Raw genomic sequence first — 13851 nt, 5'->3', positions numbered from 1 at the left:
GCAAAGCGCGCAGGCTACGCACTCCCGATTCCCGCCCCCCAGGAAACCCCCCATGAATTCCAGAGCCGCCTTGCTGGCGCTTGCCGTTGGCGCCTTCGCCATTGGAACCACCGAATTTGCCCCGATGGGCCTGTTGCCGGTCATCGCCGACGGCGTGGGCGTTGGCATCCCCACCGCCGGCATGCTGATCACCGCCTACGCCGTGGGCGTGATGCTGGGCGCGCCGGTGATGACCCTGCTGATGGGCCGTTTCGGCAAGCGCACCGCGCTGATGCTGCTGATGTCCATCTTCGTGGTCGGCAACCTGCTGTCCGCGCTGGCACCGAATTACGGGCTGCTGCTGCTGTCGCGCCTGGTCACCAGCCTCAACCACGGCGCCTTCTTCGGCATCGGTGCGGTGGTCGCCGCCAGCCTGGTGCCGAAGGAAAAGCAGGCTGCGGCCGTGGCCACCATGTTCATGGGCCTGACCATCGCCAACATCGGCGGCGTGCCGCTGGCGACCTGGGTCGGCCAGCAGCTGGGCTGGCGCCTGTCCTTCGCCGGTACTGCGGCGCTGGGCCTGATCGCAATCACCGCGCTGGGCTTCGCGCTGCCGGCATCTGCACCGGGGCCGCGCCCGGACGTGCGCCGCGAACTGAAGGCGATCCTGCAGCCGCCGGTGCTGCTGGCGATGGCCACCACCGTGCTTGGCGCAGGTGCGATGTTCACCCTCTACACCTACGTCGCACCGGTGCTGACCGAATTGACCGGCGCCTCCAATACCTTCATCGCGATCTCGCTGGCGCTGATCGGCATCGGCTTCACCCTCGGCAACGGCATCGGTGGGCGCATGGCCGACTGGTCGCTGGATGGCGCCACACGGATCCTGCTGGCCGTCCTGGCGGTGCTGATGTTCGTGCTGCCGCTGGCCTTCATGAGCCATGCCACCGCCGCCCTCGGTGTGCTGCTGTTCGGCGCGGCGACCTTCGCCCTCGTACCGCCGCTGCAGATCCGGGTGATGCAGGCGGCCAGCGAGGCGCCGGGCCTGGCGTCGTCGATCAACGTCGGTGCGTTCAACCTGGGCAATGCCGTGGGTGCCGCGCTGGGCGGTGCGGTGATCAGCTCGGGCCTGGGCTATGCCGCGATTCCGGTGGCCGGTGGCCTGCTGGCGGCATCGGGCCTGCTGCTGGCATGGCTGGGGCGTCCCCGCACTGCGGTGGCTGAGGCCTGCTGAGGGGAGAGGGTTTACGGCAGGGCTTGCAGCCCTGCACCCGCCGAATCAACGTCAACGGCAAAAGCCTGCATTCCGTGGGTTGGCGGGGTGGGTCCGGTTGAGGGGGACGCTGCAAGTACGTCCATGTAAGCTCGGTCGCCGCATCCATGCGGCTCACGCCCCCTCAACCGGACCCACCCCGCCTTCGACAGATTCCCGCGATCTGTCGTAACGGCGTTCCGCTCTGGTAGGTGTCGACCTTGGTCGACACGAATGCCTGAAGAACCGGCTTTTGCTTTTCATTTTTTCTTTTGATCCTCCCGCGGTGCGCAGGAAATTGTCCGTGGCCGGGAGGGTGGGTTGGCTGGGGGCGTGAGCCGCATGGATGCGGCGACCGAGCTTACATGGACGTACTTGCAGCGCCCCCCAGCCAACCCACCCTCCCGGCCGACCCCGATAACGCTTCCTTGCCACCCACCGCGGAGGGGGCGGCGCCCGATGGCCGGTCTTTCACCCGAACCGTGGCATGCTCGGTGCCCAGTCCACCCGGAACCTCCGCCATGCGCCTGTTCACCCGTGTCCTGCCCCTGATGCTGCTGGCCTCCCTGCTCTCCGGCTGCGGCTACAACGCCATCCAGCAGAAGGATGAGGCGGTCAAGGCCAGCTGGTCCGAAGTGCTCAACCAGTACAAGCGCCGCGCCGATCTGGTGCCCAACCTGGTGCAGACGGTTAAGGGTTTTGCCAGCCAGGAAGAGCGCGTGCTGACCGAAGTCACCAACGCCCGTTCGCGCGTCGGCCAGATCAACGTCAACGCCGACGACGAAGCCTCGCTCAAGCAGTTCCAGCAGGCCCAGGGTGAACTCGGCAGCGCACTGTCGCGGCTGCTGGTGGTCACCGAGAACTACCCGGTGCTGAAGTCCGACCAGAACTTCCGCGACCTGCAGGCCCAGCTGGAAGGCACCGAAAACCGCATCACGGTTGCGCGCGGCCGCTACATCCAGCAGGTGCAGGACTACAACACCTACATCCGTTCGTTCCCCCAGGTGATCACCGCCAAGATCTTCGGCTACAAGACCAAGCCGAACTTCACGGTGGACAACGAAGCGCAGATTTCCAACGCGCCAGCGGTCGATTTCGGCAACGCGCCGCAGCAGCAGCCGGCGCCGCAGCCGGGCCATTGACCGATGCGCCTGGCCACTGCGCTGCTGGCCCTGCTGCTGTGGCTGCCGTTGGCAGCGCAGGCACAGCCGCTGGCGCCGATTCCTGCGCTGGACTCGCCGGTGGTCGATACCACCGGCACGCTGGACGCCACGCAGAAGCAGGCGCTGGTGCAGCAGGCGATCGAGCTGCAGCAGCGCAAAGGCAGCCAGCTGCAGGTGCTGGTGGTGCCCACCACCCAGCCGGAGGACATCGCGCAATACACCACGCGGGTCTTCGACCAATGGCAGATCGGCCGCAAGGGCGTGGATGACGGCGTGCTGCTGGTGGTGGCCAAGGATGACCGGCGCGTGCGCATCGAGCCGGGCTACGGCCTTGAAGGCGCCATTCCCGATGCCATCGCCAACCGGGTGATCCAGGAATACCTGGTCCCGCGCTTCCGCAGCGGCGACTATGCCGGCGGCATCACCGATGCCACGGCGGTGCTGGTCAAGCTGATCGACGGCGAACCGCTGCCGGCACCGGTCAGCGGTCATCGCGGGCGCGAGCCCGGTGGTGGTGGCGATACCTGGTTCCTGGCGCTGTTCATCGGCGTGTTCGCCGGCAGCATCCTGCGCGGCGTGTTCTCGCGCGTGCCGCGTCCGCTGCGCGGCCTGCTCGGCGGCGCGGGTGCGGCGCTGGCAGCATTTTTGTTCACCTCCACGCTGCTGGCCAGTGGCCTGGCCGGCGTGGTCGGCCTGATCGTGGCGATGCTGTCCGGCCACCCGGGTCGCTTTGCCGGCGGTGGCGGTTGGGGCGGTGGCAGCTGGGGTGGCGGAGGCGGTTTCGGCGGGGGCGGTGGATTCGGTGGTGGTGGTGGCTGGGGCGGTGGCGGCGGCCGTTCCGGTGGCGGTGGCGCTTCGGGAGGCTGGTGATGATCCAACGTCTGTTCCGCCATGTATTCTCGCCCTCGGTGCGGCGTGCCTTCCCGCCGGCCACATTGCAGGCGATCACCGAGGCCATCGCGGCCGGTGAGCAGCGCCACGGCGGGCAGGTGATGTTCGCGGTGGAAGCGGATCTGCCGCTGGGGGCGCTGTGGCACAGGGTGACCCCGCGCCAGGCCGCCGAGCATGCCTTTGCGCGCCTGCGAACCTGGGATACCGCCCACAACAACGGCGTACTGATCTACCTGCTGCTGGCCGATCACGCGATCGAGATCGTTGCCGATCGTGGCCTGCACGGCCGGGTCAGCCCGGCGCAGTGGCAGCGGGTCTGCACCCACCTGCGCGAGGGCCTGCGCGGGGCCCATCCGGTCGAGGCATTGCAGGATGCCATCGACGAGGTCTCCAGCCTGATCGAAGGGCACTTTCCGGCCGCCACGCGGTCCGAGCATGACGCGTTGCCTGACGCGCCGCAGATCCTGGACTGAACCCTGATCTGCGGCGTGGTCCTCCGCCCGTGCCGGCCCCGGCCCCGGGCGGGGCAGGGACGCTAAAATACCCGTACTCCCGCCAGGCGTTTTCCATGATCTATTTCCACGACATCGACCCCATCGCCCTTTCGCTGGGGCCGATCAAGGTGCACTGGTACGGCATCATGTACCTGCTCGGCTTCACCGCAGCGTGGCTGCTGGGCCGCACGCGCATTGCCGCGGGGCGCCTGCCGGGCGTCGATGCCAACGGCTTCTCCGACCTGCTGTTCTACGCCATGCTCGGCGTGGTGCTGGGCGGGCGCATCGGCTACATGCTGTTCTACGCGCTGGGCGATTTCCTGCACAACCCGCTGCTGCTGTTCAAGGTGTGGGACGGCGGCATGAGCTTCCACGGTGGCCTGCTCGGCGTGCTGGGCGCCTGCTGGTGGTGGTCGCGCAAGCACAAGCTGCATTTCTTCGACACCATGGATTTCATGGCGCCGCTGGTGCCACTGGGCCTGGGCTTCGGCCGCATCGGCAACTTCATCGGCGCCGAGCTGTGGGGCAAGTACACCGACGGGACCTGGGGCGTGGTGTTCCCGTCCGGCCTGCCGGCCCCGCTGAACCAGCTCGACCACGCGACGCTGCAGGCGCAGTTCGCCACCGGCGCATTGAACCCGTACGCCCGCCATCCGTCGCAGCTGTATGAAGCGTTCCTGGAAGGCCTGGTGATGTTCGTGGTGCTGTGGGCGGTGTCGGCCAAGCCGCGCCACCGCTACCTGGTGGGTGGCCTGTTCGCGTTGATGTACGGCCTGTTCCGCTTCGCGGTGGAGTTCGTGCGCATGCCGGACAACGGCGTCTACGTGGCCTTCGACTGGCTGACCCGTGGCCAGATCCTCAGCCTGCCGCTGATCGCCTTCGGCCTGGTGCTGCTGGTGATGTCGCGCCGCGCGCCGGTATTGCAGCCGCAGTTGCCGGTGGCTGCCGAGGGCAAGCCATGAAGCCCTACCTGGACCTGCTGGCGCACGTGCTCGAGCATGGCGCCGAGAAGAGTGATCGCACCGGTACCGGCACCCGCAGCGTGTTCGGCTGGCAGATGCGCTTCGACCTCACCGAAGGCTTTCCGCTGGTCACCACCAAGAAACTGCACCTGCGCTCGATCATCCACGAGCTGCTGTGGTTCCTGAAGGGCGACACCAACATCGGCTACCTGAAGGACAACCAGGTGCGCATCTGGGACGAGTGGGCCGACGAGAACGGCGACCTCGGCCCGGTCTACGGCAAGCAGTGGCGCAGCTGGGCCACCGCCGACGGCCGCCAGATCGACCAGATGCAGTGGCTTGTGGACGAGATCAAGCGCAACCCCGATTCGCGCCGGCTGGTGGTCAGTGCCTGGAATGTGGGCGAGCTTTCGCAGATGGCGTTGATGCCATGCCATAACCTGTTCCAGTTCTACGTGGTGGACGGCAAGCTCAGCTGCCAGCTGTACCAGCGCAGCGGTGACATCTTCCTTGGCGTTCCGTTCAACATCGCCAGCTACGCGCTGCTGACCCACATGGTGGCGCAGGCCACCGGCCTGGGCGTGGGCGACTTCGTGCACACGCTGGGCGATGCTCACCTGTACTCGAACCACTTCGAGCAGGCCCGCGAGCAGCTGTCGCGCGCGCCGCGCGCGCTGCCGAAGCTGTGGTTGAACGCTGAGGTGACCGACCTGTTCGGCTTCCAGTTCGACGACATCCGCATCGACGGCTACGATCCGCACCCGGCGATCAAGGCGCCGGTGGCGGTATGAGTGCCCTGAAGCTGTCGATGATCGTGGCGCTGGACCGCAACCGTGGCATCGGCCAGGGCAATGCCATGCCCTGGCACCTGCCGGATGACTTCAAGCACTTCAAGGCGCTCACCCTGGGCAAGCCGATCCTGATGGGGCGCAAGACGGCCGAGTCGATCGGCCGCGTGCTGCCGGGGCGGACCAACCTGGTGCTGACCCGCAGCGGCCAGGTGCCGTTCGAGGGCATGCGTGCGGTGGCGTCGCTGGACGAGGCGAAGGCGATTGCCGAAGGCGAGGGCGCCAGCGAGCTGTGCATCATCGGCGGCGGCGAGATCTTCCACCAGTTGCTGGACCAGGCCAGTGACCTGTACCTGACCTGGGTCGATGCCGAAGTCCCCGCCGATACCCATTTCCCCGAAGTGGACGTGCAGGACTGGCAGGAAATGAGCAGCGAGCCGCACCCGGCCGACGAACGCCATGCGTACGCGTTCCGCTTTGTGCACTACGTGCGCCGCTGATCGCAACGCACCTGTAGAGCCGAGCCATGCTCGGCTGCTTTCCGCGGACACATCCCGGAGCCGAGCATGGCTCGGCTCTACAGGATTGCCTACGGCATCCGGTAATGCCCGATGATCGCGTGCTGGAACAGCAGGTTCTCTTCGCGCGTGCCGCGCGCGATGTTGTGCAGCACCAGCGGTGTGCCGTTGGCCAGGCGCCGGTCAGAAACGATGCCCACGTGCAGCAGGCCGTTGCCATTGAGCTTCCAGGCAACGATGTCGCCGGCCGCGTAGTCGGGGGCGAGGGCCGTGACCGGTTGCTGCCAGTCCTGGCGCTCGAACCAGCGCATCAGGTTCGGTACACGACGATGATCGATGTTGCGGTCCGGCCGTGACAGGCCCCAGATCGCCGGATAGGCACTGAAACTGCCGCGCATGTCCTCATGCACGCGTGCCTGCAGGTCCAGGCCCAGATCGCGCAGGGCGCGCACCACCACGTCCGTGCACACGCCGCGATCCAGTGGCACGTCGCCGCCGGGATAGGCCAGTACCTGGTAAGCAGGATCGTAACGGATGGTGACGCCGACCTGCGCGCGGGCTGCGGCCACCAATGGCGGCGAAGGGGCCTGCGGCTGCGTCGGCGCATGTGCGGCACCATCCGCAGCCGTGGTAGCAGGCGGCGAGCCGGGCTGGCAGCCGCTGGCCAGGGCCAGCGTCAGCAGCACCGTCCCTGGTGCCCAGCCGCGCCGCGTCACGCCTGCGGCGGGGGACTGTTGTGGGTGCCGCCACCCGCGCCGCCCCCTCCGCCACCACGACGGCGACGGCGGCGTGGGCCACGGTTGCCCGGGGTGGCAGCGGCGTTGCCGCCCTGTTCCTTGCCCTGCGTCGCAGCGCCGGGGCGCTCGTGCGCCGGTCGCGCCGGCGGGCGGGCGTTGGGCACGGGTGCCGGTACGTCGCGGCCCGGAACCTGCACCACGCGCAGCTCGTCGGTATCAAGCTGGAGCGCGGTCAGCTTGCCGCCCCAGACCGCGCCAGTGTCGATGGCGTGCACGCCCTGGGTGATGGTCAGGCCCAGCGCCGACCAGTGGCCGCAGACGACCTTGAGGTCGCGCTCGACCCGGCCGGGCACTTCGAACCAGGGATACAGCCCCTGTTCCTGCGTGCCCGGCGTGCCCTTGTCCTCGATGCCGATGCGCCCCCGCGGGGTGCAGTAGCGCATGCGGGTGAGCACGTTGATGATCGCGCGCGAGCGGTCGTAACCGGACAGGTTCGGGGCCCAGCTCGGCTTGTCGCCGTACATGTTGCGGAACAGCTTGCGGTAGCCGGCGCCATGCAGTTGCACCTCGACCTCGGCGGCATGCTTCTCGGCCATCTGCGTGGTCCACTTCGGCGCCAGGCCGGCGTGCACCATCATCCAGCCCAGCTCGCGGTCCACGTGCACCAGCTTCTGCAGGCGCAGCCAGTCCAGCAGTTCGTCGCGGTCCTCGGCCTGCACGATGCGCAGCAGGTCCGGGTTGACCTTGCGCTGTTCCTCTTCGGTACGCGAACCGACGGCCAGCAGCGAAAGATCATGGTTGCCCAGCACCACCACGCTGTGCTCGCGCAGCGAGTGCACCAGCCGCAGCGTTTCCAGCGACTGCCCGCCGCGGTTGACCAGGTCGCCGCAGAACCACAGGGTGTCCTGCGCCGGGTCGAAGCGGATCTTCTCCAGCAATCGCTGGGTGACGTCATAGCAGCCCTGCAGGTCGCCGATCGCCCACACACTCATCGTTCGGCCTCCGTGTCAGTGCAGGGTACGCGGCACGGCCAGCACGAAGGGTGCGACCGGCGCGGCAAATTCGGTGCCATCGTCGGCGACCATGTCGTAGTGCCCCTGCATGGTCCCGTGATCGGTCCCCAGCATGACACCGGACGTGTAACGGAAGTCTTCACCGGGGCGCAGCCGCGGCTGCTCGCCGATCACCCCGTCGCCATCGACATGCTCGACACGACCATTGGCATCGGTGATGCGCCAGTGGCGCGCGACCAGGCGTGCCGCGACCCGCCCCTGGTTGTGGATGCGGATCGTGTAGGCGAACGCAAAGCGACCGTCTTCCGGCGCGGATTGATCGTCGAGGAAGCGCGGCGCGACTTCGACGGAGATGGCATAAACGTCAGCGTCTTCCATACCGGCAGTGTAATCAGGAGGCATTGGCCAAAGCGATGAATTCGGCCACGTCCAGCTGTTCGGCGCGGGCATCGGGACGCACGCCGGCGGCGATGAACTGCTCGGCGGACACCACGTTGTTCAGGGCATTGCGCAGGGTCTTGCGGCGCTGCCCGAAGGCGGCCTTGACCACCTCGGCGAAGCGCTTGTGGTCGTTGATGTTGATCGCGGCCGGGTCACGCGGCACCAGACGCACCACGGCCGAATCGACCTTCGGCGGCGGCCGGAACGCGCCCGGCGGCACCACGAACAGCGAGGTCACCTGGCAGTAGGCCTGCAGCATCACGCTGAGGCGGCCATACACCTTGCTGCCGGGGCCGGCCGCCATGCGGTCGACCACTTCCTTCTGCAGCATGAAGTGCATGTCGCGGATGACCGCGGCATGCTCCAGCGCATGGAACAGGATCGGCGAGGAGATGTTGTAGGGCAGGTTGCCGACCAGGCGGATCGGCTGGCCGGCAGCCAGTTCGGTGAAGTCCACGCGCAGCACGTCGCGATGAACGATGGTCAGCTCGCCCAGCGGCTCGGCGGCGGCGGTCAGCGGCGCGATCAGGTCGCGGTCGAACTCGATCACCGTCAGCGTGGGGTGCACGCGCAGCAGCGGCAGGGTGATCGCGCCCTGGCCAGGGCCGATCTCGACCAGGCGGTCGCCGTCTTTCGGGTTGACCGCCATCACGATCTTGTCGATGTAGTGGCGGTCGGCCAGGAAATGCTGGCCAAGCTGCTTCTTGGCCGGTGCGGTGAACACCGGGCCGGAGGGGGAATGCGGGGAATTCATGCGCCCAGTGTACGTTGCCGCGCAAGCTGCGCACACAGCGTCGTTGCCGCCTGCAGGCTGGAGGGATCGGCGATGCCGCGGCCGGCCAGCTCCAGCGCGGTGCCATGGTCCACCGCCACGCGCGGATAGGGCAGGCCCAGGGTCAGGTTCACCGCCTGTTCGAAGCCGGAATACTTCAGTACCGGCAGGCCCTGGTCGTGGTACATCGCCAGCACGGTGTCGAAGCCGGCCAGCTTGGCGGGCAGGAAGGCGGTATCGGCCGGCAGCGGCCCGACCAGGTCCATGCCCTCCGCGCGCAGGCGCTGCAGCAGCGGGATGACCAGATCCAGTTCTTCGCGGCCCAGGTGGCCGTCTTCGCCGGCGTGCGGGTTCAGGCCGAGCACGGCGATGCGCGGCGCAGGCAGACCGAACTCACGGCGCAGTGCGGCGTGCACCGTGCGCAGCGTGTGCTCCAGGCCGGGCGCGGTGATCGCATCGGCCACCTCGCGCAGCGGCAGGTGGGTGGTGGCCAGGGCCACGCGCACGATGTGGTTGGCCAGCATCATCACCACCTTTACCCCGGCCTGGTCGGCCAGCAGTTCAGTGGTGCCGCTGTAGGCGATGCCGCCTTCATTGATGACCGCCTTGTGCACCGGGCCGGTCACAACACCGTGCAGTTCGCCGGACAGGCAGGCCTGGCCGGCGCCGAGCAGCGCGCCGATGACCGCGCCGGCATTGGCCGGATCGGCCTGGCCGAAGCGGCTGGGCGCAGCGTTGCGGACAGCGCGCAGGCGCAGATCGCCGGGGGCGCGTGCTTCGGCGTCCTCGGGCAGCAGCTGCAGGGGCAGGTTCAGCGCGGCCGCGGCCGCGTGCAGGGTGTCCGGATCGGCGAAGGCCAGCAGCCGGCAATCTTCACGCGGCTGCTGGACGAGGCGGACACATAGCTCCGGGCCGATCCCGGCGGGCTCGCCCGGTACCAGAGCGAGCTCGGGGCGCATCGTTCAGGACTGCGGCGGGGTGGCGGTGTTTTCCGCGCGGTCGCCGCTGCGGAAGCTGACGTAGGCTTCGCCACGCAGTTCCTGCAGGAAGCGGTTGTACTCGTCTTCCAGCTTGCGGCGGCCGATGGTCTCGCGGACCTGGGCACGCTGGTTGTCGGTGGTCACGTCGGTCTGGCGGGTCGCCACGCGCTGCACGATGTGCCAACCGGCATCGGTACGGAACGGCTGGCTGACGCCACCGTCCTGGAGGCCTTCCACCTGCTGGCCGAAGGCCGGACCGAACGCGTCGGCCGGGAACCAGCCCAGGTCACCGCCCTGGCCCTTGCTGTTGTTGTCCTCGGAGGATTCCTTGGCAACGGTCTGGAACTCGGCACCACCGGCGATGCGGGCACGCAGGGTGTCGATCTTGGCCTTGGCGGCGGCGTCGGTCTGGTGGTCGTCCACGCGCACCAGGATGTGGCGGCCGTGGAATTCGGTGACCGTATGCTCACCGGCGGCGGCGGAGCTGGCGTCACGCACTTCTACCAGCTTCAGCAGCTGGAAGCCGCTCGGGCCACGGATCGGGCCGACCACTTCGCCGGGCTTCATCTTTTCCATCATCTGGGCAAAGGCCTGCGGGATTTCATCCAGGCTGCGCCAGCCCAGGTCACCGCCTTCCAGTGCATTCGGGCTGTCCGAATAGCGCACGGCTGCAGCGTTGAAGTCCAGCTCGCCCTTGTCCAGCAGGGTCTTCACACCATCGGCCTTCTTCTGGCCGGTGGCGATCTGGTCGGCGTTGGCACCGTCGGGCAGGGCGATCAGGATGTGCGCCAGGTGGTACTGGTTGCCCACCGTGGCCTGCTGCTTCAGCGCGGCGTCGACTTCACCCTCGCTGACGCTGATGCGGCTCTGCGCGAAGCTCTGGCGCAGGCGCTGCACGGTGATCTCGTCACGCACCGAGGCGCGGAAATCGTTGAAGTCGATGCCGTCATGGGCCAGGCGCTGGCGCAGGGCGTCCAGGTTCGAACCGTTCTGCTGGGCGATGGAGTTCATCGCCTGGTTCAGCTCCTGGTCGCTGACCCGGATGCCGCTGCCCTGGGCGCGGGCCACCTGCAGCTTGACCAGCACCAGGCGCTCGAGCACCTGGCGGCTGAGCACGTCTTCCGGCGGCAGCTGGTTTTCGCGGCCGGCGTACTGCGCCTTGATGTTGGCGATCGCACGCTGGAGCTCGCTCTGCAGGATCACGTCCTCATCGACGACGGCGGCGATGCGGTCAAGCGGCTGCGCCTCCTGGGCAAGCACCTGCAGGGGGGCGGACACGCTGGACACCGCCAGCAGCGAGGCGAGAAGAACGGGGAAGCGCTTGGTCATGGGATCAGGTTCGGATCGTAGTCATCCCGGGTCGCCCCGGTGTTGCTCGGCGGCACGAGATAGAGGTCGTCGCGGTTGTAGCCGAGGATAGCACGGCGCAGGGTACGGTCCGTGTCCTGGCCCAGGGAGCTCAGGCCCTTGAGCACGAACTCCAGCTGGATGGCGTTGTTCATCTCGCCTTCGCGGTTGCGGACGTAGCGGCGCGCGACCGCACGCACGGCCAGGCAGCAGCTGTCCCACTGGACGCCGGCGATGATCTCCAGCGGTTCCTTGTCCTGCAGCGAGTAGTAGTAGCGGCCGACCAGGCTCCAGCGCGCATTCAGCGGGTACAGGAACGACAGGTCGGCCTGTTCCAGCAGCGTGCGGTCATGCTTGTTGGCGGTGGCCGGGGCGCCGGAGTTGATGCGGTAACGGTAGCTGAGGTTGATCACGCCATCGTTGGGCATCAGGTAGCGGGCGCGGACGCTGGCCAGATCCTCGCGCTTGTACTTGGGGTCCCACTGGTAGGTGGCACCCAGGGTCCAGCGGTCGTTGATCATGTAGTTGCCGTCAGCGATCCACGCCGACTTGCCCTTCTCCACCGGCGCGCCACCCGGGGTGACGGTCACCCGCGATTCGTCGAAGTACTGGATCTGGCCGATGGAGGCCGAGAAGCGTTCCTTGCCGGTGGTCTGGTCGATGAAGCGGGTGCTCAGCGCCATGGTCAGCTGGTTGGCGTCGTTCTGGCGATCGGCGCCGGTATAGCGAGAATCGCGGAACAGCTGGCCCCAGCTGAAGGTGAAGTCGCGGGTGTCGAAGATCGGCAGCTCGTCCTGATCGCGGTAGGGCGTGCGCAGGTAGAACAGGCGCGGTTCCAGGGTCTGCAGGAAGGACTTGCCACCGATGCGGGTCTCGCGATCGAAGAACAGGCCGGCGTCGATGCTGCCGATCGGCAGGCTGCGGCTGGGCGAGGTGTTGCCGCGCAGCTGTTCCGGTGTGGCGGTGTTCGGGTCGATGCCCTGCGAACGCAGGATCTGGCCGCGGATGCCGTTCACGCCATCAACCAGGCCACGGTCCAGCTGGTAACCGGTATAGCGGTAGGCCAGGGTCGGCGTGACATACCAGGCCGCGCCGCTGATCGGGAACGACACGTAGGGTTTGACATCAAGCCGCGAGCCGCCGCTGACACCGATGCCGTCGGTCTGACGGCTGCCGTTGCGGGTGTACTGCAGGTCGGGTCCCGCATCAGCGCCGTACTTGAAGTTGATGTCGTCGTGGGTGAAACGCACGGCTTCGGCGTAGATGCCGGTTTCCAGCCACGGCAGGACCGGCTTGTCCCAGTTGAAATACAGGCGCGGCTGGCGGTTGTAGGCCAGCGCACCCTCGTTGAGGGTGTAGTCGGTCAGCTGCCAGCGGTCGGCCATGATGCCGGCCGTCCAGTTCCTGCCAGTGCCGTACAGGCCGATGGTGCTCTGCAGGTTCGACGCGGTGACCCCCACCAGGCGGTTGGCGAAGTCTTCCACATAGCGTTCGTCGCTGACCCAGGCCAGGTTGGCGCGGGCCTGCCAGTGGTCGTCGAGGTTGTGGTAGCCGCCGAACATCACCCGGCCGCGGTCGCGGTCGCGCAGTTTGTCGTTGGGCATGAACGCGGTCAGCAGTTCGCCGCGGCCGCCGTTGTAGAGGTAGCGGAATTCGTTGTCGAGCATCAGGCCGCGCCGGCTCATGTAGCGCGGGGTCAACGTGTCGTCGTAGTTCGGCGCCAGGTTGAAGTAGATCGGCTGTGCGTAATCGAAACCGTTGCGGCCGGACATGCCCAGCTGCGGGAACAGCAGGCCGGTCTTGCGGCGGTCGTCGATCGGGAACTTGAAGTACGGCGCCCACAGCACCGGCACCTTGCCGATGCGCAGCACGGCGTTGCGGGCGGTACCGAAGCCTTCGTCGTTGTCCACTTCGATCTGCGGCGCCGACAGCTTCCACACCGGCTGCGACGGGTCGCAGGTGGTGTAGGTGGAGCGGTGCATCTGGCCGACCGCGCCCTGCAGGTCGACCGATTCGGCATCGCCGTTGCCGCGGCGCGACACCAGCTGGTACTTGATGTCGGTGATCTTGTGGGTGTCGCTTTCCTGGTTGCCCTCGGCGCGCTTGGCGACCATGCGGATCGAGGAGTCCTGGTAGCGGACATTGCCGTCGGCGATGTAGTTGCCGGTCTCGGTATCGAAGCTGAGCTTGTCGGTGCCGACGAACTGGTCGCCACGGCGCAGGGCCACGTTGCCTTCGTACTGCGGCACGGTGGTGGTGCCCAGCAGCTGGTCACCCTCGATGTCGGTCGGCTGCTGCTCGCGCGCGGCGCTGGCGGCGGCCTTGTCCTGCCCCGGGACCGGGACAGGGGCATCGGTGAACGCGGGAATCACGTCGGTAGCCGGGCACAGGCCCCAGTTGAGCGGCTTTTCATCGGCCATTGCCGGCAGGCAGATGGCGATGCTCAGAGGCAGGGGAAGCAGGCGGAGGGCTCGGCGCACGCGGTTCGGATTCGGGCGAAAACGGACGGTAGCT

The 13851-nt window shown here is 67.7% G+C and carries 13 protein-coding genes and 1 pseudogene; 7 read left to right on the top strand and 7 right to left on the bottom strand.

Annotation, left to right across the window (positions count from 1 at the left end; all coding sequences use genetic code 11):
• The first annotated feature begins 52 nt into the window (after positions 1-52).
• The 7 genes from AC5P7F_RS19925 (at position 53) to AC5P7F_RS19895 (ending at position 6029) form a co-directional block, all read left to right on the top strand.
• A complete protein-coding gene (locus tag AC5P7F_RS19925; protein WP_014645977.1) occupies positions 53-1213 on the top strand; it encodes an MFS transporter in 1161 nt (386 codons plus the stop codon).
• A gap of 539 nt (positions 1214-1752) precedes the next feature.
• Positions 1753-2373: a LemA family protein gene (locus AC5P7F_RS19920; RefSeq protein WP_005415338.1), complete on the top strand. Its 621-nt coding sequence runs from the start codon at positions 1753-1755 to the stop codon at positions 2371-2373.
• A gap of 3 nt (positions 2374-2376) precedes the next feature.
• Entirely contained in the window at positions 2377-3264 is an 888-nt protein-coding gene (locus AC5P7F_RS19915; protein ID WP_049420663.1) for a TPM domain-containing protein, read from the top strand.
• Positions 3264-3758, top strand: a complete 495-nt coding sequence (locus AC5P7F_RS19910) for a TPM domain-containing protein (RefSeq protein ID WP_032955917.1) — start codon at positions 3264-3266, stop codon at positions 3756-3758. The genes AC5P7F_RS19915 and AC5P7F_RS19910 overlap by 1 nt, the downstream gene beginning before the upstream one ends.
• 95 nt (positions 3759-3853) lie before the next feature.
• Positions 3854-4741 (top strand): prolipoprotein diacylglyceryl transferase, encoded by an 888-nt coding sequence (lgt, locus tag AC5P7F_RS19905; RefSeq protein WP_046428907.1) that lies wholly within the window; start codon positions 3854-3856, stop codon positions 4739-4741.
• Positions 4738-5532 carry a thymidylate synthase gene (locus AC5P7F_RS19900; RefSeq protein WP_164077906.1) on the top strand — a complete coding sequence of 265 codons (795 nt, stop codon included), beginning with the start codon at positions 4738-4740 and terminating at the stop codon, positions 5530-5532. The genes lgt and AC5P7F_RS19900 overlap by 4 nt, the downstream gene beginning before the upstream one ends.
• A gap of 5 nt (positions 5533-5537) precedes the next feature.
• On the top strand, positions 5538-6029 hold the full coding sequence (locus AC5P7F_RS19895) for a dihydrofolate reductase (protein WP_481462551.1): 492 nt from the start codon (positions 5538-5540) through the stop codon (positions 6027-6029).
• 89 nt (positions 6030-6118) lie between these two features.
• Here the strand turns inward: AC5P7F_RS19895 and AC5P7F_RS19890 are convergent, their stop codons facing one another.
• The 7 genes and pseudogenes from AC5P7F_RS19890 to lptD form a co-directional block, all read right to left on the bottom strand.
• Positions 6119-6763 carry a DUF1287 domain-containing protein gene (locus AC5P7F_RS19890; protein WP_164077905.1) on the bottom strand — a complete coding sequence of 215 codons (645 nt, stop codon included), beginning with the start codon at positions 6761-6763 and terminating at the stop codon, positions 6119-6121.
• The gene (locus AC5P7F_RS19885; protein WP_014645985.1) at positions 6760-7776 is read right to left on the bottom strand and encodes a symmetrical bis(5'-nucleosyl)-tetraphosphatase; all 1017 of its coding nucleotides are present in this window, start codon (positions 7774-7776) and stop codon (positions 6760-6762) included. Before AC5P7F_RS19885 ends, AC5P7F_RS19890 begins: the two co-directional genes overlap by 4 nt.
• A gap of 15 nt (positions 7777-7791) precedes the next feature.
• Positions 7792-8175 (bottom strand): Co2+/Mg2+ efflux facilitator ApaG/CorD, encoded by a 384-nt coding sequence (apaG, locus tag AC5P7F_RS19880; RefSeq protein ID WP_008268668.1) that lies wholly within the window; start codon positions 8173-8175, stop codon positions 7792-7794.
• A 13-nt stretch (positions 8176-8188) separates the two neighbouring features.
• A complete protein-coding gene (gene rsmA, locus AC5P7F_RS19875; RefSeq protein ID WP_014645986.1) occupies positions 8189-8992 on the bottom strand; it encodes a 16S rRNA (adenine(1518)-N(6)/adenine(1519)-N(6))-dimethyltransferase RsmA in 804 nt (267 codons plus the stop codon).
• Complete coding sequence (pdxA, locus tag AC5P7F_RS19870; RefSeq protein WP_046428925.1) at positions 8989-9969, bottom strand: 4-hydroxythreonine-4-phosphate dehydrogenase PdxA; 981 nt, start codon at positions 9967-9969, stop codon at positions 8989-8991. Before pdxA ends, rsmA begins: the two co-directional genes overlap by 4 nt.
• Positions 9970-9987: 18 nt before the next feature.
• Positions 9988-11319: pseudogene (locus tag AC5P7F_RS19865) on the bottom strand (peptidylprolyl isomerase); the annotation flags it as partial.
• The gene (gene lptD / locus AC5P7F_RS19860; RefSeq protein ID WP_197602846.1) at positions 11316-13817 is read right to left on the bottom strand and encodes an LPS-assembly protein LptD; all 2502 of its coding nucleotides are present in this window, start codon (positions 13815-13817) and stop codon (positions 11316-11318) included. The gene lptD and the pseudogene AC5P7F_RS19865, both read right to left, overlap by 4 nt.
• Between the last annotated feature and the right edge of the window lie 34 nt (positions 13818-13851).

This window comes from Stenotrophomonas sp. YJH_SMC_105-26, from assembly GCF_059368915.1.
Note: the sequence above shows the minus strand (reverse complement) of the source record. Positions and strands in the feature narration are given on the sequence as shown.